This is a genomic window from Rhizobium sp. BK098, from assembly GCF_014193155.1.
In the GTDB taxonomy this organism is placed as follows: Bacteria; Pseudomonadota; Alphaproteobacteria; order Rhizobiales; family Rhizobiaceae; genus Rhizobium.
The window spans coordinates 121510-143397 of sequence record NZ_JACHYY010000005.1 but is presented as its reverse complement, the minus strand read 5'-3'; the positions used below and the strand labels follow the sequence as shown (position 1 = coordinate 143397).

Sequence of the window (21888 nt, the reverse complement as noted above, 5' to 3'; positions counted from 1 at the left end):
CCCTCCTCAGGCGGCTTGTTGCAGGGCGGGAGTGACGGCGGCGCCATCGGTGTCGAAGACCATGATGTGGCGCGGGTCGATATAGACGTCGATCGCATCGTCGACATCTATATCCTGCACGCCCTGGGTCAGCATCACCCAGCGATGCCCGGCAAAGTCGATATGAATGAAGCTCTCGGAGCCGGTAATCTCCGTCACCATGACCCTTGCCGGAGCGGCAACGGCCTCCGGCGTCTGAGGCGATAGAGCGAGGTGGTGCGGCTGAAATGCGATCGTGTAGCGGCCATCCGGCCGGTCTTCCAAACCCCTCGGTACAGGCAGGCGGATGTTGCTGTCGAGTACGAATTCCCGACCGCGCTTGTCGAGCGTCATCGTGTTCAGCGGTGGATCGGCAAAAGTGGTCGCGGTAATCAAGTCATGAGGATTGCGGAAGACATCGATCGTCGATCCGAATTGCGTGATGCGGCCTTCTGCCAGGGTCGCGGTGTTACCTCCCAGAAGCAGCGCTTCGGAAGGTTCGGTGGTCGCATAGACGAAAATCGCGCCGGATTCAGCGAAGATCTTCGGCAATTCGGCGCGCAGTTCCTCGCGCAGCTTGTAGTCGAGATTGGCGAGCGGCTCGTCGAGCAGCACGAGGCCAGCATTCTTGACGATGGCGCGGGCAAGGGCCGTACGCTGTTGCTGGCCGCCGGAAAGGCTCAAGGGGAGGCGATCAAGGAAGGGACCAAGCCGCAAAAGATCGGCTGCCTTTTTTACTTCCTTGTCGATGGACGCCGCGCTCTTGCCGCTCAGCCGCATCGGCGAGGCGATATTGTCGTAGACGGTCATCGCGGGATAGTTGATGAATTGCTGGTAGACCATGGCAACGTTGCGCCGCTGCACCGGCAGGCCGGTGACATCCTTCCCATCGACGTGGATTGTGCCCGTGGTCGGCTTGTCGAGACCGGCCATCAGCCGCATCAGCGAGGTCTTGCCCGAAAGCGTCGGTCCGAGCAGCACATTCAGCGTGCCGCGCTGCAGCTTCAGGTTCGTTTCCGCGATATGCGTTTCGCCACTGACCGACTTCGACACGTTTCTGAGTTCAAGCACGATAGGCTCCTTCTACACGTCGCATGCCGGAGCCGCGACGGACTGCTGGCCGCAAGGCCTGTTTTTTGCCCACTGAATAGCGATCGGCAGCATCACGGAGCGATGCCTTCGGCCAAGATCGGCATAGGGGCAGAATGCCATGCGTTTTCAACAAATTGATAAGAATTAAATAGCCGCACAGACGCGAATTGCCGCGAGCCGTATGCGAGCGATTCACGCCGCAGGCGATCATCGTCGATAGGCTTCGCACCATGCGAAACGGAAGGCCCGATTCGTCCTGTAAGGACACGGCAAGCCTGCTTGACAGGATTGCGGCCTGCGGCGCAATCGATGCCGTCTATCCTGTCGTTTTGAGCTTTGGACAATGATATCTCCCCCTGTTTCGGTTTCTACTCCTCAAGCTAAAACCGAAACTATAATGACGATAAATGAAGCTAAAGGAATGTCAAACGAAAATTCGGCGAATCCCGATTGCCCGCTGAAAGCCGGGTCTGAGGACGATATTCCCGCGAACGGAGGTAAAATCGGTAAGCGATTGATCGGGATTGGAAATGCCCGAAACCCTTGCGTCGATCGCGAAAAATAAACCGATGGTTTCGGGCCTTTTTCGCCGCCTTATCCGCATGACGGTCAGGCGAATTGCCGGCGGGAGAGGCGTTTCCACCATTCGAAAGGGTCGTCTTTACGCCTCGCATGGCCGAAATTACCGGACTTAAAGCCAGTTGATACGTTTGAGCACCCAGAGCGTCGCAATCGAGGTAATCGTGACGAAGGCGACGATGATGATGAAAGCCCAGGTGTCATTGACGCCGGGAATGCCGCCGACATTCATGCCGAAGAGCCCGGCCACCACGCTCGGCGGCAGGAGCAGGGCGGCAAGGGCGGCGAGGCGGTTGGAGTTGCGGGCGATGCGCTCGCTGATGACGGTCGAGAGGTCGTCATGCAGGATGCTGGTGCGGTCTCGGATGGCGTCGAGATATTCGATGTAACGCATCAGCTTGTCGATGACCTCGCGCATGCGCAGCTTATCGCGTTCGGCAAGCCAGGGCGCATCGTCATGCTCGATACGGTTCAGCGCGTCGCGCTGCGGGGCGAGGTAGCGGCGAAGCTGCACGGCGCGCCGGCGCAGCAGCTTCAGCCGTTCGCGCACCTGGCCGGCTTCGCCGTGAAAGATGAGCTCGTCGAGCTCGTCCACCTCTTCGTCCATGGCGTCGAGCACCGGTTCGAGATCGCGCACCAGCTTGTCGCCGATCAGGGCGAGCAGGTCGCCGGAGCGCTGCGGCCCCTTCTTCTTCTCCAACGACAGGCGGATATCGCGTAGTGCCGTGATGTAGTGGCCGCTGTCGCGCAGCGATATGATGCGGTTCGCGTCGATCCAAAGATGCAGGGGCACGAGGTCTATATCCGCGGGTTTCTGCGTCGCGCCGTCAGGCGAGGTCGCGCAGACGCCGCGCAGGATGATCAGCAGTCCGTCGCCCACCGGCTCGACGCGCGGGCGGGATTCTTCCTCCAGCAGAGCTTCGATGACAAAAGGATCGAGACCGCTCTTGTGGGCGATCCAGTCGGCGGTTGCCGGATGGTCGCGTTCGAGGTGCAGCCAGATGACGCCCTCGGCCGGCTTCCAGGCGCAGACCTGATCCATATTGAGCTGCTGCCGGCAGCCGCCATGCCCGTCGAGCAGGGAAGCGAAGCGCAACCCTGGTTCGATGCCGTAGCTGACGGTCGAGATGTTCGTTGCTTCCATGGCGCCTTGATCCATCCATCCTCCATGGCAGCAAAAAAGCGCAAGCAGCACAAGAGCTTGTGGCGTGCCGGCAATATTCTACCAGTTCGGTTCAGAGTGGCAAGGTGGGGATGGATAGTGCGTCGAAACCCTCATCCGACCCGCCGGGCCACCTTCTCCCGAGAGGAGAAGGTGCTTACGGCGCTGGCGGGCATCATATGCAATTGGCCTGCCGCTTGCGGGGAGAGAGCTAGGGTTAGGGGTAATCCTTGCTCATAAATCAGAAAAAGGCGGGTGCCTTAGCGTGCCGCCCAGTTGGCGCCGCGGCGGAAGATGGTCTTCATCTGCGGCACGTCGAATTCCTTGGCCTGGTGGCCGAGCGAGGAATAGAAGACGCGGCCCTGGCCGTATTTGCGCTTCCAGACGACTGGCATGACGACGCCGTCGATCCAGTAGGCATGGTCGCCGGTAAAGGTCGTGGTCGCCAGCACCTCGTTCGACGGGTCGACATGCATGTAATATTGCTCCGACGTGTAGGGGAAATCGTTAATCCCCTCCATGATCGGATCATCGGGCCGCGTGATATTGACCGTATAGTCGATGATGTTGCCGGGATGGGCGACCCACTGGCCACCGATGATGAACTGATATTCGACGCTTTCGCGGAAACTATCGCCGGCGCCGCCGTGATAGCCGGCTATGCCGACGCCGCTTTCGATTGCGGCGGCAAGGTTCTTCACCTCCTCCTTCTCGATCTTCGACATGGTGACGATCGGCACGATCAGGCTGAGATCGTGGATCGAGGGATCGGCGAAGGCTTCGGTGCTGTTTTCGAGATAGACCTTGAAGCCGTCCTCCTCCAGCATGTCGCGGATGATATGGGCGCATTCCTGCGGTTCGTGGCCGCTCCAGCCGCCCCAGACGATAAGTGCTTCACGCATGATAATCCTCCTGAAATTACTTGGTTAGCGGCCGATCTGCCCATCCACCAGAGATTCGGACAGAGGGGCCGGACGCTCCGTTTGCGTCGTGATGGTGACCGTGCGCCCGGTGTCGGAGGCCGTCTGGAAGGCTTCCATGACTTCGAGCACATGCAGCGCCAGGCTGCCATTGGCGCGGTGCGGACGGTTCGAGCGGATGGCGTGCGCCATGTCTGCGACGCCGAGCGAGCGGTAATTGCCGTCCGCATAGGGTGCGATGATCTCGCGCTCGGCAAATTCACCGCCCTTCTTCAGGAACTCCACCGGGCCGCCGAAACGGTTGGGGTCGGGCACGATCAGCGTGCCTTCGGTGCCATAGACTTCGAGCGGCACATGCTTGTGGCCGGCGACATCGAAGCTCATGCCGATCTGGACGACCGCGCCGCTGGCAAAGGCCATGACGCCGGCAACATGTGTCGGCACATGCACCGGAATATGTTCGCCATTGCGCGGTTCGCTGGTGATGATGCGTTCCTTGCGCGGCGTGACGGCAAAGCCGGCAACCTGCGAGACAGGGCCGAGCAGGTTGACGAGATCGGTGATGTAATAGGGTCCCATATCAAGCATCGGGCCGCCGCCGACTTCGTAATAGAAAGCCGGATTCGGATGCCAGCGTTCATGACCGGGGCACATGAAGGTAGCGGTGCCGCCGACCGGGATGCCGATCGCACCCTCGTCGATGATGGCGCGCGCCGTCTGGTGGCCGCCGCCGAGGAAGGTATCGGGGGCTGCGCCGATGCGTAGGCCCTTGGCGGCCGCGGCATCCGCAAGCGTCTTGCCCTCGGCGAAATTGATGCCGAGCGGCTTTTCCGAATAGGTATGCTTGCCGGCTTCGAGCGCCTGCAGACCGACGACGACATGCGCCTTCGGAATGGTCAGGTTGACGATGATCTCGATCGAGGGGTCGGCCAGAAGGGTGGCGATATCGACCGCCTTCAGGCCGAATTCGGCAGCCTTTGCCTCCGCGAGCTCGCGATTGAGGTCGGCCACACCTTTGATGTCGAGAATGGGAAAGGATTTCATGGCAGTGAGATAGGCGCCGGAAATGTTCCCGCAGCCGATGATGCCGATGCCGACTTTGTTCATAAGATTCCTCCAGATGAATTGTCTTTGCTGTCCCGCGAAATCAGAGAGCCGGTGCCGGCCCTGTCGTTCCCCAGGGCGATTCGTAGAGTTCGCGCAGTGCGACGACCGCGGCGCCCTGCGCCCAGGTCTCGTCGGTCGACTGGTCGAAAACGAGTTCGGTCACGCCCTTGATCGATGGCGGAATGGCCAGCGAATAGGCCTCCCGCAGGCTGTCGAGGAAGGGCTGACCGAGCGCCAGGCTTGATCCCACAAGAATGACGCGCGGCGGAGCAAACAGCGTGACGATGTTGGCGAGCGCCATGCCGCAGGCTTCGCCGGCGCGGATGGCAGCATTGATCAGCGAGACGTCTTCAGCATCGATCAGCGTCTTGGCGTGCGCCATTCCACGGCCGAGGCGGATGGCTTCGGCGAAGCGGCCGCCGCCTGGCTGATCACCGAGAATGGCGCTTTCGCCGGCAAGGCTCGCCAATCTGACGGTGCCTTGTGAGCCTATGCCAAGCACGAGGTCGCCAAGATTATGGTTGAGGCCGCCCGCACCGCGAAACAGCTGACCGCCATGCAGCACGCCAAGCCCCAGCGTTTGTTCCAAGGACACCAGCACCATGTCGTCCAAGTCTCTCGCCTTGCCAAACCAATGATGCGCGAGCGTGATGGCATGCGCATCGCTTTCGACGATGGTGGTCACGCCCAGCCGCTCCGACATTTCCTTGGCGAAATCGACGCCCGTCTCGCGGAAGATCGGGCTGGTGCGGATATGGCCGGTGCGGTGCTCGACGACGCCGGGTAGGCCGAGGCAGACGGAATCGATTTCGTCCAGCGCCAGATTGGCATCGACGACGCAGCGGCGCACGCCATCCTCGATGAGATCGGCGATGACACCGATCGGCTGTCGGTCGACGCGCAGCGCCAGCGTCAATGTCGAAAGAACCTCGCCGCAAAAGTCCGTCACGACGAAGACCATGCGATTAGCGGCAATTTTTGCGCCGACGACGCGCGCGGCATCGGGATTGAGCTCCAGCATGACGCGGGGTCGGCCGCGGCTGGCCGCCTCGCGCAAATCGCCTTCCGTGCGGGCCAGAATCAACCCGTCATCCAGCAGCGAGGCTGTGATCGCCGAGACTGTCGTAGTCGAAAGCTGGGTGCGGTCGCTGATTTCGATACGCGCGATGGAGCCCGCCCGCCGGATCGTATCCAGCACATTGAAGCGGTTTATCGCCCGCATAAGCTCGGGGTCTGCTGTTTTCATGAGATTGACGCCGAATGACGGACCCGCTCGGCTGCGGCCTGGTATTTTTAACGGAATGCGAATTAAATAACCTATGGCCATTGCCCAATGTCAAGCCATTTCGCGGCTAATCTGCCGAAAATTTAACGAAGGCGGTTGACATTTTAGCAAAGCTCCGTTGAATTATTCCGCATAAGGGAAAAAATAGTGAGGCTCTTGGTTCCCTTGGGAGGAGAAAATCATGATCCATCTACGTGGGGCCAAAGCCCTTCGCATTGCCGCTGTTGCCGCTACGACCGGACTGGCGATTCTCGCCGGCGCGACGGGCGCTGCCGCCGACACCGTCGTCAAATGGCTGCATCTGGAAACCGATCCGAACTATGTCGCGGTCTGGCGCAAGATCGCGGATCAATATGAGGCCAAGCATCCCGGCACGAAGATCGAGATGCAGTTCCTGGCCAATGAAGCCTTCAAGGCGAAGCTGCCGACGCTCCTGCAATCGAAGGATGCTCCCGATTTCTTCTTCAGCTGGGGCGGCGGGGTGCTCAAGCAGCAACAGGCGACGGGCACGCTGCTGGACCTGACCGCGGCGATGAACGCCAAGGATGGCGCCTGGCTGAAGAGCTACAATCAGGCAGCCATCAAGGGCCTGACCTTCGATAACAAGATCAGCGCCGTACCCTACAAGCTCGGCACGGTTTCCTTCTTCTATAACAAGGCCTTGTTCGCCAAGGCGGGCGTCGATGCCGGCGCTATCAAGACTTGGGACGATTATCTGGCCGCGGTCAAGAAGATCAAGGCTGCTGGCATTGCGCCGATCGCCGGCGGTGGCGGCGAGAAATGGCCGATCCATTTCTACTGGAGCTATCTGGTGATGCGCGACGGTGGTCAGCAGGTCTTCAACGACGCCAAGAATGGCAAGGGCAACGGTTTCAACGATCCGGCGATCATCAAGGCCGGCGAGCAGCTTGCCGAGCTTGGCAAGCTCGAACCCTTCCAGCCCGGCTATCTCGGCACCACCTGGCCGCAGGCGCTCGGTGTCTTCGGCGATGGCAAGGCTGCGATGATCCTCGGCTTCGAAAATACGGTCGCCAACCAGCGCACCAATTCCGGCGACGGCAAGGGACTGGCGGCTGACAATATCGGCCGCTTCGCCTTCCCGGCCGTGACCGGCGGGGCAGGTCTTGCCACGGATACACTCGGGGGCCTGAATGGCTGGGCCGTCACCAAGAAGGCTCCGCCCGAAGCGCTTGATTTCCTCGCTTATCTCACCAATGCCGAAAACGAGCGCGCCATGGCGCAGGCCGGCATGATCATCCCGGTCGCCGTCGGCGCTGAGGACGGCGTCAAGGGTCCGTTGATGCACGAGGCCGCCGACCAGCTGGCGCATTCGACGTGGCATCAGAACTTCTTCGACCAGGATCTCGGCCCCTCCGTCGGACGCGTCGTCAACGATGTGGCCGTCGGCATCGTCTCCGGCCAGATCACGCCGAAGGACGGCGCGCAGCAGGTCCAGGATGCTTTCGAGCAGGACCAGCTCTAGCGCCATCCGGCGCCGGCCTCTCCCTTGTGCCGGCGCCGGTTCTTCTTTGAACTGCAACTGTCGAGACTGTTCATGATCGATGTCAGCGCCACGACCGCCATGCCCTCCGTCGCAAGAGCGAGACCCGCAACGAAGCGAAAATCGCCGGCTGCGCGTGGCCGCCTCCCCGTCATTCTGCTGTTTCTGCCGCCGGCGCTGCTGCTTTTCACCATCTTCGTCATCCTGCCGATGGGGGAAGCGGCTTGGTACAGCCTCTATCGCTGGAATGGCTATGGTCCGCCGACCGAGTTTGTGGGACTGCGCAATTTCCAGGTGCTGTTCAAGAACGGCGCCTTCCTGACGTCGCTCAAGAACAATGCACTTATCATTGTCGTATCGATCGCGGTCCAGGTGCCGCTTGCCATCTGGCTGGCGACGATGCTGGCGCATCGCATTCGCGGCGTCGTGCTCTTCCGGCTGATCTTCTTCCTGCCCTATGTGCTGGCCGAAGTGGCCGCCGGCCTGATCTGGCGCTTCGTCTATGACGGCGATTACGGCCTGTTTGCCGCGATCGCGCATTTCCTCGGCACGCCCACACCCTATGTGCTCGCTGACAAGGATCTGGCGATGTACGCCGTGCTCGGCGTCATCGTGTGGAAATATTTCGGCTTTCACATGATGCTGTTCATCGCCGGCATGCAATCCCTGGACAAGAGCGTGCTGGAGGCGGCCGAAATCGATGGTGCCACCGGCTGGCAGAAGTTCCGCTACGTGACGCTGCCGCTGCTCGGCTCGACGCTGCGTCTCTCCGTCTTCTTCGCCGTGGTGGGATCGCTGCAGCTCTTCGACATGATCATGCCGCTCACCGGCGGCGGCCCGTTCAACTCGACCCAGACGATGGTGACCTTCCTCTACAATTTCGGCGTCACCCGCATGCAGGTCGGCCTCGGCAGCGCCGTCGGCGTCGTGCTGTTTGTGATCTGCGTCACCCTCGCCTTCGGCTACAAACGGATATTTATGCGCAATGACTGATCTGGCCTCATCCGTTCGACTGACCACCGGCACGAAGATCTATCTCTATGTATCGCTGACCATCATTGCCGCGATCGTGCTGATCCCGCTGCTGACGACCGCGCTCGGCGGCTTCAAGACCCTCGGCGATCTCCGCACCAATCCCTTCGGCCTGCCGGCCGAGTGGCATTTCGAGAACTACACTGGCATCCTCTTCGGCGACCGCTACTGGCGGCAAATGATGAATTCCTTGATCATCGCCGTGCTGACAGTGTTCCTGACGCTGTCCGTCTCGGCGATGGCTGCCTTCGCCTTCGCCCATGTGAAATTCTTCGGCTCGAACTTCCTGCTGAACTATTTCCTGATAGGCCTGATGTTCCCGGCGGCGACCGCCATCCTGCCGCTCTTCATCCGAATCCGCGATCTCGGCCTGCTTAATACCTATTGGGGCGTCGTGCTGCCGCAGGTGGCTTTCGGCCTCGGCATGAGCATCCTGCTCTTCCGGAATTATTTTCGAAACCTCCCGGAAGAATTGTTCCAGGCGGCCTTTGTCGATGGCTGCGGCTATATCCGCTTCTTCTGGCATATCTCGCTGCCGCTTTCGCGGCCGATCATCGCGACCGTCAGCATCATCTCCTTCGTCGGCAGCTGGAACAGCTACATTCTGCCGCTGATCATGCTGAACTCGGATTCGATCTATCCCTGGCCGCTCGGCATGATGGTCTATAGCGGCGAATTCGGCACGGAATGGGAGCTGGTGCTCGCCTTCATCACGTTGACCATCCTGCCGACCGTCATCGTCTTCTTCCTGGCGCAGAAGCACATCATTGCCGGCCTCACCGCCGGCGCGGTGAAATCCTGAGCCTTACTGGAGCAAACAACATGGCATCCGTCGAACTGCACAACATCCATAAGGCCTATGGGGCGCTCACCGTCATCCACGACATCTCGCTTTCGATCGAGGATGGCGAGTTCATCGCGCTCGTCGGCCCCTCCGGCTGCGGCAAGTCCACGCTGCTGCGGATGATCGCCGGGTTGGAAGAAATTACCGACGGCGACGTGTCGATCGGTGGGCAGGTGGTCAACTCGATGACGCCGCGCGAGCGCAACATCGCCATGGTCTTCCAGTCCTACGCGCTCTATCCGCACATGACGGTTGCCGAGAACATGGGCTTCAACCTCAAACTCTCGGGTGAGACCAAGCAGGTGATAGAGCAGCGTGTCAATGAAGCGGCTCGCATGCTCGATCTCACCAAGCTGCTCGATCGCAAGCCGGCGCAGCTTTCCGGCGGCCAGCGCCAGCGCGTCGCCATGGGCCGGGCCATTGTGCGCAACCCGGCCGTCTTCCTGTTCGACGAGCCGCTCTCCAACCTCGATGCGAAGTTGCGCGTGCAAATGCGTTCGGAAATCAAGGCGCTGCATCAGAAGGTGCAGACCACCTCGATCTATGTCACACACGATCAGATCGAAGCGATGACGCTGGCCGACCGCATCGTCGTGTTGAACCAGGGCCGCATCGAGCAGCAGGGCACGCCGATCGAGCTTTACCGCAAGCCGGCCAATCTCTTCGTCGCCGGCTTCATCGGCTCGCCGGCCATGAATTTCCTCGACGGCGTGGTCGAGGGCGTCGAGGGCTCGCCAGCCGTGCGGCTGAAGGACAGCACGCCGATCCGCATTGCCGGGGAACGCAAGGTGAAGGCGGGCCAGAGCGTGAAGATTGGTCTGAGGCCCGAGCATCTGAGCCTTGCGAGCGGCGGTTCGCCGCTCACGGGGCAGACGCTACTCGTCGAGCCCACCGGCGCGCAGACGCATGTGCTCTTCGACCTCGCCGGTGAGCAGGTGACGGCCGTCGTCGATGGCGAGGCGCCGGTGCGCTATGGGCAACCGCTGAATGTTTCGGTGAGCCCGGAGCAGGTCTATGTCTTCGATGCCGCGAGCGGTCTTGCTCTTTAAGTCCTCACATCGATCGAATCGACGCGATCCGGATAGAAGGCCATGTAGTTCTTGATCCGGCTGACGGATGCATAGGGATTTTCGTAAGTCCAGATGGCATTCGCCGAGCGCTCGCCGCCGGCCGGGATGCTGTAATAGGAGCATTCCCCCTTGTAGGGGCAATAGGTTTCGTGGCTGGTCCTTTCCAGCAACGACATATCGACATCCTTGCGCGGGATATAGATCACGGCCGGATAGGATGCTTCCTTGAGCGACAACGCCTCATGCGTGTCGGCGATAACCTTGCCGGCGACGGAGACGATGACATGGGCCTGCTTGTCTTCAATCGTGATCGGATGATCCGGACCGGGGATCTTGACTGGTCTTTCGGACATTCCTGCTCTCCTCAGCTTTGATGACAGTCAGCAGAGTTTAATTCTGCCGCGGCTTATGTGGCTGCGGCAGAACCAGATTCACCTGACGCTCTCAGTTCAAATGCATATAGGAAGCATCCTGCCGATTGTCAGGTCTTTTGTGACACTCGTATTTTCGGGGCACCCCAGCGCAGGCCATCCATCAGCAGACGCACGAGGCGGCGGGACCGGTCGTACCATTCCGGTGAATTGGGCATGGAATAGGTGCCGGACAATGCCTGCAGCACATCGGTGCTGTCGACATCGGTACGGATCGTACCGGCGGCGACCGCGCGATCAATCAGGCCCGAGAGCACGACCGGCACCTGACCGTAGCTGTCGGCAAAGAGCTTGGAATTGCTGCTGAGAAGGATGCGCAGGCTATCGGCCATCCCCCTTTTCGTGGCGATATAATCGACGAAGCGGTTCATCCACTCTTCCAGAGCTTCATCCGGTGCGCGCTCGCGCGAGAGCTCTTCCGCGGCATCGCACAGCGCTTCGACCTCGTGACGATAAACCGCTTCGACCAGATGTTCCCGGCTCGGAAAATGGCGATAGAGCGTACCGATCCCGACATCCGCGCGGCGAGCTATGTCTTCCAGGGAGGCGGCGGTGCCGTGGCTGGCGAAGGCTTGTGCTGCTACTTCGATCAGCTTGTCATAGTTGCGTCGCGCATCGGCGCGCAGACGCCTGCTTTCGCTTGGCGCGATATTCTTCGGTTCCGGCAATGGCTTGCGCGCCAATGTCTGCTCCCTACGGATTGCCATGTGACGATATCCTGCCCTGGGGTAAGAATAGTGCGCGGCAGCGTCTTCTCCATGGCGAAGTACCGGACGATTGTTACCGTATTCGGCATCAAGGCGCTATTGCCGAGCGACGGAATCGGAAGGAGTCGTCTGCGCCGGCTTTTTAGCCTATTTAAGGAGAGGGTGCGCCGAAATGGTTCGGTCCGAAGCTTGGCCCCAGGTTTGGCCCTGAATTCGGCCCGAAGCTCGGGCCTTGCTCGAAGTTGGCGAAGGCGGTGGGCGCATTGCCGTGGGCGGGCGGAACGTCGAGATAGCTCATGATGTTCTCGACATGATTGACCTGAGAGCGCAGGCTGTCGAGCGACTTGCCCGTCAGATTGGTGCCAGCAGGCAATTGCGCAGTCAGCGGGTTTTCGTAACGGCCGTTGACGCGTAGCTCGTAATAGAGATGCGGGCCGGTGGAGTAGCCCGTCGAGCCGACATAGGCGATGGTCTGGCCTTGGGTGACGCGCTGGCCGACGCGCAGATCCGGCGGCGTTGCCGAAATATGGGCATAGGTGGTTTCGTAACCGCCATCGTGGCGGATGCGGACATATTTGCCGTAGCCGGTTTCCCAGGAAATCTTCTCGACGACACCGTCGCCGCCGGCCTGGATGGGGCTGCCCATCGGTGCGCGGAAATCGACTCCATTGTGGAATTTCTTCACACCCAGGATCGGGTGGATTCGCCAGGCAAAGCCATCGCCGAGCGTACCGTTCGGCACGGGCCGATGCACGAGCACTTTGGCAATCGAACGGCCGCGCTCGTCGTAGAATTCCGAAGGGCCTTCGCCGCCGTTTTTGTGCAGATAGAAGCGATGCGTGTCGCCATCGGCGTGGAATTCGATGAACATCAGCTCGCTGCGGCCGTCGTCCGCCTTGCGGAAGAGTAGATCGATGCTGTCGGGAGCGTTGTCGATGCTGGTGAGAGAAATGCCCTTGGCCTTGGCAAGCTTGATGAGCTGCGAGGCATATTCCTTGGTGAGGCCGGCTCTTTCGAGCTTGTCGCTGACTGCCCGCTCATCGCTTTCGTCGACACCTTTCAGATCGACCGCGGCAACCTCCGTCGAAGACGGAGCGTCGGCCTGGCTTTCGCTGTAGAGGGTGGAAAAGAGCCTGTCATTGGCCATCGGAACGAAGCCGTTGGCATCGTCACGGGCAACGACGCGCTCCGGCGTCTTGTCGCCGCTGAGGCGCGCCATGATCAGCTTCGGGCGGGCATTAGGTCCTTTTTTCTCAAGCAGCAGTTCCAGGCTGTCGCCAGGGGAGACCGTATCGGTTTCCAGCGCACGCTGCAGCTCGTCGCCGGCGTCGCTGCCGAGGCCCGCAGACGCCAGGATATCCTGAAGATCCTGCTTGTCCTTCGGCATGGAGACGAGCCTGTGGAACTCGCGCCCGGTTTCGCCGGTCGTCGCGCGCGATACGCTGACGTTCAGCGGCACGCCGCGAACCGGAAAACGAGAGCGGCGCACGGCATCATAACGTGTTGTCTGCGGATAGATGCCATGGCGGATATCCGAAAGCGACGGGGGCGAAAATAGCTCGCTGTCGGCACGCTCTGCGCCATAGGAGGCATTGATGGCGCTTGCGCGCGCCAGGGCAGCTTCGTCGGATTTGAAGACCAGCGTCGTGCGATGATAGGTGAAGATGCGGGTTTCGCCGCTGGATAGTTTTTCCGCCACCTGCGCAAAACGGGCGCCATCGAAACGCTGTTTTGCGGCCAGCCGGCCGGCTTTGCGCATGGCTGGTTGAGAACGCGCGAGCTGAGCATTGCGCACCGGCGTTGCGCGCTCGATCGTGCTACGGGCCAGCAAGGGATAGAGCACAGTTGCGAGCAGGCCGAAGGATGCGGTGCCGGCGAGGCCGATGACGATCAGATGGCGAAGATGCGCGGAGCGCGGCAGGAATGGAATGTGGAAATCATGATGCGGCCGCGCCTGGATGGCGGCTTCTGCAGGAAATTGAACGCGCAATGGACTTTCGGCCATGAAGTGAGGAACCCTGCAGATTGCGGTGGGCCCAAACTAGGGCAAATCATGGCGAAATCTAGGCAAATATTACGAGGCAGTTAATTGCCGTGATCGTCCACAGGGCGAGATTTGCGCGTTCAAGATGATTCGTCAACCGAAGATGGTGTCGTAGAGCAGTTTGAAGTTCAGCGCCAGGATGATCGCCGCGACCGTCCAAGATAGAATGGCGATGCTTCTGGAGATGACGAAACTGCCCATTTTCTCGCGATTCGTCACGAATTGGACCAAAGGAATGACGGCAAAGGGCAGTTGCATGGAGAGAACGACCTGGCTGAGCACAAGCAGGTTCGCTGTGCCTTTTTCACCATAGATAGCGGTCACGAATACAACCGGAATAATTGCGAGGCCGCGCGTCAAAAGCCGTCTTGCCCAATGCGGAATCCTCAGCCTGAGAAAGCCTTCCATCACGATCTGGCCGGCAAGCGTCGCGGTGACGGTGGAGTTGAGACCGGAGGCGAGCAGCGCCACGGCAAATAACGTGGAAGCGATGCCGAGGCCGAGTAGCGGCGACAGCAGCTCGTAGGCCTGGCCGATTTCGGCCACATCGGAATGGCCGCTGGTGTGGAAGGCAGCGGCTGCGACGATCAGGATCGCGGCATTGACGAAGAGCGCCAGCATGAGGGCGACCGTGCTATCGATCGTCGCCCATTTGATCGCATCGCGGCGGCCCCCTTCGGTGCGCTTGTAGGCGCGGGTCTGCACGATGGAGGAGTGCAGATAGAGATTGTGCGGCATGACCGTCGCGCCGATGATGCCCATGGCGATATAGAGCATCTCGTGATTGGTGACGATTTCCGGCGAGGGAATGAAACCCTGGAGGATCGCTGCGACCGGCGGTGCGGCCGCGACGATCTGGATGGCGAAGCAGGTGGCAATGACGATCAGCAGCGCGATGACGAAAGCTTCGAGATAGCGGAAACCCTTGCTCATCAGCAGCAGCAATAGAAAGGCGTCCAGCGCGGTGATGAGCGCGCCGCCGATCAGCGGAATTCCGAAGAGCAGCTGCAATGCAATCGCCGTGCCGATAACCTCGGCCAGGTCGCAGGCAATGATGGCGAGCTCGCAGGCAAACCAAAGCGCCAGATTGACCGGCCGCGGATAGTGATCGCGACAGGCCTGTGCGAGATCGCGGCCGGTGACGATGCCGAGCCTTGCTGAAAGCGCCTGTAAAAGGATCGCCATCAGGTTCGACAACATGATGACCGTCAGAAGCGTATAGCCGAACTGTGCGCCGCCGGCGAGATCGGTCGCCCAGTTTCCGGGGTCCATATAGCCGACCGAAATCATATAACCGGGACCGACGAAAGCGATCAGGCGCCGCACCCAACTGCCGCCATGGGGAACCCTGACGGTGGCATTGACCTCGGGAAGGCTCGGACGATCGTCTTCGTCGCGGCTGGCAAACTGCCACGCGCGCCGTTGGGCATCAGCTTCTTGAACTTGCGTCATGCGGGGCTCCGGGAGGGTCGTGCTAAGATTTCACCAAACAAATACGACTGATGTAAGAATTATGCAATAGGCTATATTTCAGTGACTATTGCATTTTCTTGCCGCGCGTTGCCCGTTCTTCGGCCATTGCCCTTGCACCCAAGGAGCGAAAAACTCTGGGCGGCAGGCGTTCATCGATGTTAAAGAAGGGAAAGGATTCGCCTTGTCATAGCGATATTGGCTCGCCGGCCGTCCATCGAACACTCAATGGGGTGGGCGGCGTCAGCCGTCCACAATGCCAGTGAGCATGCTGCTTATCCGCCGTTCCAGGCAGTTTCCATCAATGCCGAACGTTTCGGAGTTGGTGGCGATGATCTGTTGGCCGTGCCGGACGTGCGCCTGGTTAATTCGCTGCCAAGACGCATGATCGCCAGGACGCGCTACCGATGTTCTTCCTCAGTCAGGATCTGCGGAATTCGGATCGTGCCTTGCTCGATCGGCTGAGAGGGTCGTTATCTACCCCGCCGCCAATCCATCACATCGGCGGCACGGTGCCGTTGAGGCCTACGGCAACCCTGTCGGCGGAGACTGCGGTCTCGCCGGTTTGCTCGCCTGTGATGAAGACGCCGGCGCCGGGCTTCACATCGGCTTTCGTTGCTGACGTCAGCGTCACGACGGGCGTGCCATCCGGGATATTGATCTTGCGTTCGCCGCCCTTGTAGGTGAGCGTCAATGTCGGGCCGTTGACCGAGGTCACGGCATTGGCGACCGTGGCGTTGGTCATCGAGCTGTTCGGCGCTGAATCCCAAGGGCGGTCGCCTTCGCCCGTTCCCTTCATCGAGGCCGGGAAGATGACGACTTCGATCGCGCCATTGATGCCACTGTCAGTCGGCTGCGAGGCGATGCCGACGAAATCGCCGGGCTTGATGTCGCTGACTGCAGCCTTGATGACACCACCGACGTTCCAGCCGGATTTCAGTGCAACAGTAATGTCCTTGCCGTCGCGGGACTTGACCTTGAGCGTGTCGCCATCGAGGCTTTCCACGGTGCCGCGCACCCTTACCCGCTCGGCGGCCCCGGCGCTTTGAAACGCGGCAAGGGTGGCGACGGAGAGCGTCAGCGCCGCCGCGATCAGACGTTTGCGATTCATAAGTGGAATCTCCCTTGAGATATCGGCCGAGCGATGCGCCGGTCGTGCTTGATAAGAAGGTCGGAATTGATCGACGGAAGCCGCGGAACGGCTTCGAAGCCATCTACATCGCGATCCTATGCGCCGCTTCCATCACTCACCATTCAAACAAGCGTGAGATTGGGGTCTCGTCCGGCGTGGGCAGAAATTCCGGGAAAAGGCCCATTTTTTCGCAGAACATCAAGCATTGCTTAACGTTTACCGTTAGACTGCGTTGGTTATCTCGAATTCCCTATCGCGCTTGGCGCTGGGCTGGGGAGATTGGAGAACGAAATGACCGCGATTCGCCCGCTTCTGATCGGAATCCTCCTGATTCTGGCACTCGTTCTGATTGCGCTCAGTATCCTGCTGGTCGATCCCGCTCCGCCTGTCCGTCAATCCGACAGCCTCATTCCGCCGCCGACAGAGTCGCCGCAGCGTCCTTAATCGGGGCGGGCAACTGTCAGCTTGCCGGTGTAAAGCGCGCCACAAGGCTATGGCGATCACCGGGATAGGTGAGGCGAACGTGGGTGATCGGGCCGGCGGCGCTCCAGGTGCGCCGCTCGACGACGAGGCATGCCGTCCCTTTTTGGATATCGAGGTTGGTGGCCGCGTCGCCTTCGGCCGATATGGCGCGGATCTGATGTTCGGCGGTACTCCACGGCACCTGGTTGAGCAGCCAGGGGCCTGGCGGCAATGTCTCGAAGTCTGCCTTCGCCGCTTCCGGCACCGCGTCGAGATTGATAACGCGATTTTCCAGGCAGAAGGGGCGCGGACCGGCATAGTGGATGCAGGTGATCTCCATCACCGGTATGGAGCCGACGAACTGCAGCCTGCGCGCATCCTCCGGCCGTCCGCGTCGTTCGGCAAGCTTTATCAGTCGGTGCGAATAGGGCAGATTGAGCGATAGGACCTCGGACTTGATGTCGTGAATCTCAAGCACGGCGGATTGCGCCTGTGGATGGGTGACGAAGCTGCCCGAGCGCTTTCGCCGCTCGATCAGGCCGGCGCGAGCAAGCTGGGTCAGCACCTTGTTCACCGTCATGCGCGAGCAGTCATAGTGCTCTGCGAGGTCCATCTCGAATGGTATGCGATGCCCCGGAGGCCAGGCGCCGGAGACGATCCGGCCCTCGATATCGCTGAGAATGCGCTGATGGAGGGTCGCCTCTTTGCCTGTGGTCATACCGTCCGTCTGTTCCGTGTGAGACATGGGATCTTCCGCAGGTTATTTAGGGGCCAATCTAGGGGAGGAAAAGCGGTTTTTAAGCGATCAGCTCGGCCATAGCCTGGCGGAATCGCGCCGAAATTTCCTCTCTCTTTCGATGGCGGCCGCCTTCGACCTGCTTGCGGCCCAGCGCCCAGACGCCATCGACCTTGACGCCGCCGGCAAAAGTCCAGTGATCGAGAATACGGTCGCCGGAGAGATAAGGCACGGCACTCACATCGAGCGAAACGATATCGGCATGGTTGCCAACGGCAAGGCCTGCTGGTGCCTTAAGAGCTGCGCCGCCGCCCGCCAGCGCGCCATCGAACAGCATGCGGGCGGTCGAGCCGCCGGTCGTGGCGATGACGTTGCGGGCGCGCAGCGCCAGACGCTGCGAATATTCGAGCTGCCGCAACTCCTCGGGCACCGAAATCAGGATGTTGGAATCCGAGCCGACGCCGTAGCGGCCGCCTTCTTCGAGGAAGAGCGGTGCAACAAAAACGCCGTCGCCGAGATTGGCCTCGGTGATGGGGCAAAGGCCGGCGACCGCGCCGCTTCTAGCCATGCGCCGGGTTTCATCCTCGGTCATATGCGTGGCGTGGATCAGGCACCAGCGCTCATTCATAGGAGTGTTGTCGAGCAGCCATTGCACCGGGCGGGCACCCGACCAGGCGATGCAGTCTTCGACTTCTTTCACCTGCTCGGCGACGTGGATATGGATCGGTCCGTCGCCGGCGATCGGCACGAGTTTGGCCAGCTCTTCCGGTGTCACGGCGCGCAGGCTATGTGGCGCAATACCGAGTTCGGCGCCGGGCAGGCGGCCGGTGACCGCTCGGCAGCCGGCCATCAGCGCTTCGAAGCTCTCGATCGAATTGATGAAGCGGCGCTGGCCCTCGATGGGAGCGGCGCCGCCGAAGCCGGAATGGGCATAGAAGACGGGTAGAAGAGTCAGCGCGATGCCGGTCTCGGTGCTGGCGGCGCCGATGCGCTCGGCCAGTTCGGCGATATTGGCATAATGGCTGCCGTCCTTGTCGTGATGCAGGTAGTGGAATTCGCCGACGCGAGAGAAGCCGGCTTCCAGCATTTCCATATAGAGCTGCGCGGCAACGGCCTCGACATGATCCGGGGTCATCGACAGAGCGAATTTGTACATGACGGTGCGCCAGCTCCAGAAGCTGTCGTTGGCCGGGCCGCGGACTTCGGCAAGGCCAGCCATGGCGCGCTGGAAGGCGTGACTGTGCAGGTTCGGCATCGCCGGAACCAGAACATTCTGCCTGTCATCACCGTCTTCGGGAGCGACATCGGTCGCAATCTCGGCGATGCGGCCGTCTTCGAGGGTCAATCGCACATTCTCGTGCCATCCGTCAGCAAGCAAAGCCGTGCGTGCATGAAGTCTCGTCATGATCTCACCCTTTCCTTTTGGACGCCGAGTCCAAAATCCCTCTTGTCAGCCTTTCGATTATGTATATACATGATGGGCCAACGAGGAAAGGCGTAAAGCTGATGGGTGGGAACAATTTTTCCGAAGATGGCGAGAAAGACGACGCGGCAGGCTGCGTCTGGCGCAATGCTCGCCTTGCGACCTTGATAGAGGGCGAGGCTCGGCTCGGCACGATCGAGAAGGGCGCGATCCTGACCAAGGGCGGCCGTATCGTCTTTGCCGGCCATGAAGCCGATCTGCCCGATACGTCAGGCGCTGAAATCATCGATCTCGAAGGGCGCTGGGTAACCCCCGGCCTTGTGGATTGCCATACACATATCGTCTATGGCGGCAATCGCGCCCGCGAATTCGAGATGCGGCTCGAAGGTGCGAGCTACGAAGAAATCGCCCGTGCCGGCGGCGGCATCGTTTCCTCCGTCAACGCGACGCGCGCGCTATCGGTGGACGAGCTAGTTGCTGCTGCCTTGCCGCGCCTCGACACGCTGCTGTCCGAAGGCGTGACGACGATCGAGGTGAAATCGGGCTACGGCCTCAACATTGAATCCGAATTGAAGATGCTGCGAGCCGCACGCAAGCTGGAGACAGTCCGCCCGGTTCGCGTCGTCACCTCCTATCTCGGCGCGCACGCGACCCCGGTGGAGTACAAGGGCCGCAACGGCGACTATATTACCGATGTCGTGCTGCCCGGCTTGAAACAGGCGCATGCCGAAGGTCTTGTCGATGCTGTTGATGGCTTCTGCGAAGGTATAGCCTTCTCGACGGCGGACATCGCTCGCGTCTTCGATCTTGCACGGTCGCTCGGTATTCCGGTGAAGCTGCACGCGGAACAGCTTTCCAATCTCGGCGGCGCCAAGCTTGCCGCCTCCTACGGCGCTCTGTCAGCCGATCATGTCGAATATCTCGACGAGGACGGCGTCAAGGCGATGGCGGCGGCGGGAACCGTTGCAGTCCTTCTACCCGGCGCCTTCTATGCCATCAACGAGAAGCAGAAGCCGCCGGTTCAGGCGCTGCGTGATGCGGGCGTCTCGATCGCCATCGCCACGGACTCCAATCCCGGTACCTCGCCGCTGACCTCGCTGCTGCTAACCATGAACATGGCTGCCACCCTTTTCCGCCTGACGGTCGAGGAATGCATCGCCGGCGCCACCCGCGAAGGGGCGCGTGCCCTTGGGCTGCTCCCCGAAACGGGTACGCTCGAAACCGGCAAGTCGGCCGATTTTGCCATCTGGGATGTCGAAAGCCTCGCGGAGCTTGTCTACCGCATCGGCTTCAATCCCCTCCATGCCCACGTATTCAAGGGAAAAAGGTTCCACCGATGACCGTCGTTCTCCATCCCGGCTCCGTTTCGCTGCAACAATTGGCGGCAATCTACTGGACCGGTGAGCCCGCCAAGCTTGATGCCTCCTTCGATGCCGGCATTGCCAAGGCCGCGGCCCGCATCGCGGAGATCGCTGCCGGCAATGCGCCGGTCTATGGCATCAATACTGGCTTCGGCAAACTGGCCTCCATCAAGATCGACAGCGCCGATGTCGCGACTCTTCAGCGCAATCTTATCCTCTCGCATTGCTGCGGCGTCGGCCAGCCGCTCCCTGAGAATGTCGTTCGCCTCATCATGTCGCTGAAGCTCATTTCGCTCGGCCGCGGCGCCTCCGGCGTGCGGCTGGAGCTGGTACGGCTGATCGAAGGCATGCTCGAAAAGGGCGTCGTGCCCGTCATCCCCGAAAAGGGCTCGGTTGGCGCTTCCGGCGATCTGGCGCCGCTCGCGCATATGACCGCTGTCATGATGGGTCATGGCGAGGCCTTCTATGCCGGTGAGCAGCTCTCCGGCGCGGCAGCGCTCGAAAAGGCTGGCCTTAAGCCGGTCGTACTTGCCGCCAAAGAAGGACTGGCACTGATCAACGGCACGCAGGTGTCGACCGCGCTTGCGCTTGCCGGCCTCTTCCGCGCCCATCGTGCCGCCCAGGCCGCCCTCATCACCGGCGCCATGTCGACGGATGCGGCCATGGGTTCTTCCGCCCCGTTCCATCCGGATATTCATACGCTACGCGGCCATAAGGGCCAGATCGATACCGCTGCTGCCCTTCGCGGCCTGCTGGCAGGCTCAGTGATCCGCGAAAGCCATATCGAAGGCGACGAGCGTGTGCAGGACCCTTATTGCATCCGCTGCCAGCCGCAAGTCGACGGCGCCTGCCTCGACCTTCTGCGTTCCGTCGGCCGCACGCTCGAAATCGAAGCCAATGCCGTGACAGACAATCCGCTCGTGCTTTCGGACAATTCCGTCGTTTCCGGCGGCAATTTCCACGCCGAGCCTGTCGCCTTTGCGGCCGACCAGATCGCCATTGCCGTCTGTGAAATCGGCGCGATTGCACAGCGCCGCATCGCGCTGCTCGTCGACCCCGCGCTCAGCTACGGCCTGCCGGCATTCCTCGCCAAGAAGCCGGGCCTGAACTCCGGCCTGATGATTGCCGAAGTGACCTCGGCGGCGCTGATGTCCGAAAACAAGCAGATGTCGCATCCGGCCTCGGTCGACTCGACACCGACCTCCGCCAACCAGGAAGACCATGTGTCCATGGCCTGTCATGGCGCCCGCCGCTTGCTTCAAATGACCGAAAACCTCTTCGCCATTATCGGCATCGAAGCGTTGACCGCTGCCCAGGGCGTCGAGTTGCGCGCGCCGCTGACGACCAGCCCGGAACTGACCCTTGCCATTGCTTCGATCCGCGCCGCTGTGCCCTCGCTGGAAGAGGACCGCTATATGGCGAACGACCTGAAGGCTGCCAGCGACCTTATTGCCTCCGGCGCACTCAATGCCTCGATTTCAACCGACATCCTGCCCTCCTTGGAGATGTGAC

General features: G+C 60.9%; 20 protein-coding genes. 7 read left to right on the top strand and 13 right to left on the bottom strand.

The genetic code is table 11. The annotated features are described in order from the left end of the window. Positions 1-6: 6 nt before the first annotated feature. From FHT73_RS15165 to FHT73_RS15140, 6 genes are all read right to left on the bottom strand, one after another. A complete protein-coding gene (locus FHT73_RS15165; protein ID WP_183712637.1) occupies positions 7-1089 on the bottom strand; it encodes an ABC transporter ATP-binding protein in 1083 nt (360 codons plus the stop codon). Positions 1090-1181: 92 nt separating this feature from the next. After that, positions 1182-1454 carry a hypothetical protein gene (locus tag FHT73_RS15160; RefSeq protein ID WP_183712634.1) on the bottom strand — a complete coding sequence of 91 codons (273 nt, stop codon included), beginning with the start codon at positions 1452-1454 and terminating at the stop codon, positions 1182-1184. Positions 1455-1801: 347 nt separating this feature from the next. After that, positions 1802-2833: a zinc transporter ZntB gene (locus FHT73_RS15155; protein WP_246778828.1), complete on the bottom strand. Its 1032-nt coding sequence runs from the start codon at positions 2831-2833 to the stop codon at positions 1802-1804. Positions 2834-3111: 278 nt separating this feature from the next. Continuing rightward, positions 3112-3753 (bottom strand): ThuA domain-containing protein, encoded by a 642-nt coding sequence (locus tag FHT73_RS15150; RefSeq protein WP_183712628.1) that lies wholly within the window; start codon positions 3751-3753, stop codon positions 3112-3114. 24 nt (positions 3754-3777) lie between these two features. Then, positions 3778-4878, bottom strand: coding sequence for a Gfo/Idh/MocA family oxidoreductase (locus FHT73_RS15145; RefSeq protein WP_183712625.1), 1101 nt, complete (start codon positions 4876-4878; stop codon positions 3778-3780). A 40-nt stretch (positions 4879-4918) separates the two neighbouring features. Next, entirely contained in the window at positions 4919-6124 is a 1206-nt protein-coding gene (locus FHT73_RS15140; RefSeq protein WP_183712621.1) for an ROK family transcriptional regulator, read from the bottom strand. A 220-nt stretch (positions 6125-6344) separates the two neighbouring features. On the opposite strand from FHT73_RS15140, the gene FHT73_RS15135 reads away from it, so the two are divergent. The 4 genes from FHT73_RS15135 (at position 6345) to ugpC (ending at position 10589) form a co-directional block, all read left to right on the top strand. Continuing rightward, complete coding sequence (locus FHT73_RS15135) at positions 6345-7646, top strand: extracellular solute-binding protein (protein WP_112606686.1); 1302 nt, start codon at positions 6345-6347, stop codon at positions 7644-7646. Between the two features lie 72 nt (positions 7647-7718). Next, positions 7719-8657, top strand: a complete 939-nt coding sequence (locus tag FHT73_RS15130; protein ID WP_112606684.1) for a sugar ABC transporter permease — start codon at positions 7719-7721, stop codon at positions 8655-8657. Further along, positions 8650-9498, top strand: a complete 849-nt coding sequence (locus FHT73_RS15125) for a carbohydrate ABC transporter permease (protein WP_015341575.1) — start codon at positions 8650-8652, stop codon at positions 9496-9498. The genes FHT73_RS15130 and FHT73_RS15125 overlap by 8 nt, the downstream gene beginning before the upstream one ends. Before the next feature lie 20 nt (positions 9499-9518). Further along, positions 9519-10589, top strand: coding sequence for a sn-glycerol-3-phosphate ABC transporter ATP-binding protein UgpC (gene ugpC, locus FHT73_RS15120; RefSeq protein ID WP_112606682.1), 1071 nt, complete (start codon positions 9519-9521; stop codon positions 10587-10589). On the opposite strand, the gene FHT73_RS15115 is transcribed toward ugpC, so the two are convergent. From FHT73_RS15115 to FHT73_RS15095, 5 genes are all read right to left on the bottom strand, one after another. Then, positions 10586-10963 carry a DUF427 domain-containing protein gene (locus tag FHT73_RS15115; RefSeq protein ID WP_112606680.1) on the bottom strand — a complete coding sequence of 126 codons (378 nt, stop codon included), beginning with the start codon at positions 10961-10963 and terminating at the stop codon, positions 10586-10588. The two genes, ugpC and FHT73_RS15115, sit on opposite strands and share 4 nt — an antisense overlap. Positions 10964-11091: 128 nt before the next feature. Further along, entirely contained in the window at positions 11092-11748 is a 657-nt protein-coding gene (locus FHT73_RS15110; RefSeq protein WP_112606678.1) for a TetR/AcrR family transcriptional regulator, read from the bottom strand. 151 nt (positions 11749-11899) lie between these two features. Then, positions 11900-13753, bottom strand: a complete 1854-nt coding sequence (locus tag FHT73_RS15105) for a M23 family metallopeptidase (RefSeq protein WP_112606676.1) — start codon at positions 13751-13753, stop codon at positions 11900-11902. Positions 13754-13885: 132 nt separating this feature from the next. Beyond that, a complete protein-coding gene (locus FHT73_RS15100; protein ID WP_112606674.1) occupies positions 13886-15244 on the bottom strand; it encodes an Nramp family divalent metal transporter in 1359 nt (452 codons plus the stop codon). A 514-nt stretch (positions 15245-15758) separates the two neighbouring features. Further along, entirely contained in the window at positions 15759-16373 is a 615-nt protein-coding gene (locus FHT73_RS15095; protein ID WP_183712618.1) for a hypothetical protein, read from the bottom strand. A 312-nt stretch (positions 16374-16685) separates the two neighbouring features. On the opposite strand from FHT73_RS15095, the gene FHT73_RS15090 reads away from it, so the two are divergent. Next, a complete protein-coding gene (locus FHT73_RS15090; protein WP_165915281.1) occupies positions 16686-16838 on the top strand; it encodes a hypothetical protein in 153 nt (50 codons plus the stop codon). A gap of 16 nt (positions 16839-16854) precedes the next feature. Here the strand turns inward: FHT73_RS15090 and hutC are convergent, their stop codons facing one another. Together hutC and FHT73_RS15080 are read right to left on the bottom strand one after the other, a co-directional pair. Next, on the bottom strand, positions 16855-17574 hold the full coding sequence (gene hutC, locus FHT73_RS15085; protein ID WP_183713006.1) for a histidine utilization repressor: 720 nt from the start codon (positions 17572-17574) through the stop codon (positions 16855-16857). Positions 17575-17653: 79 nt separating this feature from the next. Further along, the gene (locus tag FHT73_RS15080) at positions 17654-18997 is read right to left on the bottom strand and encodes a formimidoylglutamate deiminase (RefSeq protein ID WP_183712616.1); all 1344 of its coding nucleotides are present in this window, start codon (positions 18995-18997) and stop codon (positions 17654-17656) included. Between the two features lie 101 nt (positions 18998-19098). On the opposite strand from FHT73_RS15080, the gene hutI reads away from it, so the two are divergent. Both hutI and hutH read left to right on the top strand, forming a co-directional pair. Beyond that, positions 19099-20355, top strand: coding sequence for an imidazolonepropionase (gene hutI, locus FHT73_RS15075; protein ID WP_183712613.1), 1257 nt, complete (start codon positions 19099-19101; stop codon positions 20353-20355). Continuing rightward, complete coding sequence (hutH, locus tag FHT73_RS15070) at positions 20352-21887, top strand: histidine ammonia-lyase (protein WP_112400758.1); 1536 nt, start codon at positions 20352-20354, stop codon at positions 21885-21887. The genes hutI and hutH overlap by 4 nt, the downstream gene beginning before the upstream one ends. The last annotated feature ends 1 nt before the right edge of the window (position 21888 follow it).

What these genes read in the sequence shown, in the direction of transcription:
- FHT73_RS15155 (WP_246778828.1), bottom strand. Translation starts at nt 2,833, where the DNA reads ATGGAAGCAACGAACATCTCGACCGTCAGCTACGGCATCGAACCAGGG.
- FHT73_RS15150 (WP_183712628.1), bottom strand. Translation starts at nt 3,753, where the DNA reads ATGCGTGAAGCACTTATCGTCTGGGGCGGCTGGAGCGGCCACGAACCG.
- FHT73_RS15145 (WP_183712625.1), bottom strand. Translation starts at nt 4,878, where the DNA reads ATGAACAAAGTCGGCATCGGCATCATCGGCTGCGGGAACATTTCCGGC.
- FHT73_RS15140 (WP_183712621.1), bottom strand. Translation starts at nt 6,124, where the DNA reads ATGAAAACAGCAGACCCCGAGCTTATGCGGGCGATAAACCGCTTCAAT.
- FHT73_RS15135 (WP_112606686.1), top strand. Translation starts at nt 6,345, where the DNA reads ATGATCCATCTACGTGGGGCCAAAGCCCTTCGCATTGCCGCTGTTGCC.
- FHT73_RS15130 (WP_112606684.1), top strand. Translation starts at nt 7,719, where the DNA reads ATGATCGATGTCAGCGCCACGACCGCCATGCCCTCCGTCGCAAGAGCG.
- FHT73_RS15125 (WP_015341575.1), top strand. Translation starts at nt 8,650, where the DNA reads ATGACTGATCTGGCCTCATCCGTTCGACTGACCACCGGCACGAAGATC.
- ugpC (WP_112606682.1), top strand. Translation starts at nt 9,519, where the DNA reads ATGGCATCCGTCGAACTGCACAACATCCATAAGGCCTATGGGGCGCTC.
- FHT73_RS15115 (WP_112606680.1), bottom strand. Translation starts at nt 10,963, where the DNA reads ATGTCCGAAAGACCAGTCAAGATCCCCGGTCCGGATCATCCGATCACG.
- FHT73_RS15110 (WP_112606678.1), bottom strand. Translation starts at nt 11,748, where the DNA reads ATGGCAATCCGTAGGGAGCAGACATTGGCGCGCAAGCCATTGCCGGAA.
- FHT73_RS15105 (WP_112606676.1), bottom strand. Translation starts at nt 13,753, where the DNA reads ATGGCCGAAAGTCCATTGCGCGTTCAATTTCCTGCAGAAGCCGCCATC.
- FHT73_RS15100 (WP_112606674.1), bottom strand. Translation starts at nt 15,244, where the DNA reads ATGACGCAAGTTCAAGAAGCTGATGCCCAACGGCGCGCGTGGCAGTTT.
- FHT73_RS15095 (WP_183712618.1), bottom strand. Translation starts at nt 16,373, where the DNA reads ATGAATCGCAAACGTCTGATCGCGGCGGCGCTGACGCTCTCCGTCGCC.
- FHT73_RS15090 (WP_165915281.1), top strand. Translation starts at nt 16,686, where the DNA reads ATGACCGCGATTCGCCCGCTTCTGATCGGAATCCTCCTGATTCTGGCA.
- hutC (WP_183713006.1), bottom strand. Translation starts at nt 17,574, where the DNA reads ATGACCACAGGCAAAGAGGCGACCCTCCATCAGCGCATTCTCAGCGAT.
- FHT73_RS15080 (WP_183712616.1), bottom strand. Translation starts at nt 18,997, where the DNA reads ATGACGAGACTTCATGCACGCACGGCTTTGCTTGCTGACGGATGGCAC.
- hutI (WP_183712613.1), top strand. Translation starts at nt 19,099, where the DNA reads ATGGGTGGGAACAATTTTTCCGAAGATGGCGAGAAAGACGACGCGGCA.
- hutH (WP_112400758.1), top strand. Translation starts at nt 20,352, where the DNA reads ATGACCGTCGTTCTCCATCCCGGCTCCGTTTCGCTGCAACAATTGGCG.